Annotated in this window: 1 protein-coding gene; it reads left to right on the plus strand. The window is 70.0% G+C overall.

Translation table 11 applies throughout. The features are described 5' to 3' along the window. Positions 1–40 precede the first annotated feature (40 nt). Positions 41–1,528: a glycerol-3-phosphate dehydrogenase gene (gene glpD / locus QRO91_RS22385; protein ID WP_197651149.1), complete on the plus strand. Its 1,488-nt coding sequence runs from the start codon at positions 41–43 to the stop codon at positions 1,526–1,528. Positions 1,529–1,583 lie beyond the last annotated feature (55 nt).

Genomic DNA, 1,583 nt, shown 5'->3' on the forward strand with positions numbered 1-1,583 from the left:
GCATGGGCTCGGCTCTACATGAACAGGACACGGAGGCACGATGCACGAAGTCGACCTGCTGGTGATCGGTGGCGGCATCAACGGCGCTGGCATCGCCCGTGATGCGGCCGGCCGCGGCCTGCAGGTGCTGTTGTGCGAGCAGGATGACCTGGCCGCGCACACCTCCAGCGCCAGCAGCAAGCTGATCCACGGCGGCCTGCGCTACCTGGAACAGGGCGAGTTCGGACTGGTGCGCAAGGCACTGGGTGAACGCGAAGTGGTACGCCGGCAGGCCCCTCATCTGGTCCGTCCGTTGCGCTTCGTACTGCCATGGGAACCCCACCTGCGACCGCGCTGGATGCTGCGCACGGGCCTGTGGCTGTATGACCGTCTCGGCCGGCGCAGCCCGGCGTTCCCCGCCTCGCGCGCACTGGACCTGCAACGCGACCCGCTCGGCCCCTGGCTCTCCCCGGATCTGCGGCAGGCCTTCAGCTACGCCGATGCGCAGGTCGACGACGCGCGGCTGGTGCTGCTCAATGCGTTGGACGCCGCCCAGCGTGGCGCACGGGTGCATGTGCGCAGCCGCTGCGTCGAACTGCGCCCTGTGCAGGGCCGTTGGCAGGCCACGCTGGAAGCCACCGACGGCCGGCAGCAAACGGTGATCGCCCACGCCGTTGCCAATGCGGCCGGTCCCTGGGCAGGAGGCCTGCTGGAACGGATGCAGGCGCGCGATGGCGGCCCTGCCCTGCGCCTGGTACAGGGCAGCCACATCGTGCTGCGCCGGCCCTGGCCCGACGACAGTGCCTGCCTGCTTCAGCAACCCGATGGCCGCGTGGTGTTCCTGCTGCCCTTCGCCCACGACCACCTGCTGGTCGGCACCACCGACACCGACTACCGCGGCAACCCGGCCCGATGCAGCGTGCTGCCTTCCGAAGTGGACTATCTGTGCGAGGCCGCCAATCGCTACCTGCGCGAACCCATCACCCCGGAAGACGTGGTCTGGCAGTTCGCAGGGGTTCGCCCGTTGCTGGCCGATCCGGACCCGCGTGCAGCGAAGCTGAGCCGTGACTACCGCCTGCAACTGCAGTCCGGCCCGGCGCCTGCACTGCACGTGCTGGGCGGCAAGCTGACCACGTACCGGGTGCTGGCCGAAGAAGCGCTGGAGCTGCTGCGCCCTGCCCTGCTGCAGATGGGACCGGCATGGACAGCAGCGGGCCACCCGCTGCCGGGCAGCGACTGGGGCGACGCCGCGCAGGCGCACTCCCGCCTGCAGGCATTGGCACCGTGGCTGCCCTCCTGTACGGCGCAGCGTTGGGCCGAGGCCTACGGCAGCCGCAGTGCTGCGCTGCTGCAGGGCGCGCACGGCCTGGAAGATCTTGGCGAGGACCTTGGTGCGGGCCTGCACGCGCGCGAGGTCACCTTCCTGCGTGACCACGAATGGGCGCGTAGCGCTGAAGACGTGCTGTGGCGAAGGAGCAAGCTGGGATTGCGGCTGGACGCCGCCCAGGTGGCCCGGCTACAGGCGTGGATGGGGCAACCCACCCTGTAGAGCCGAGCCATGCTCGGCTGCGTTGTGCAAATGCGGCCGAGCATGGCTCCTGTCT

Origin of the sequence: Stenotrophomonas maltophilia group sp. Smal32 (assembly GCF_030237085.1) — a bacterium.
In the GTDB taxonomy this organism is placed as follows: Bacteria; Pseudomonadota; Gammaproteobacteria; order Xanthomonadales; family Xanthomonadaceae; genus Stenotrophomonas; species Stenotrophomonas maltophilia_Q.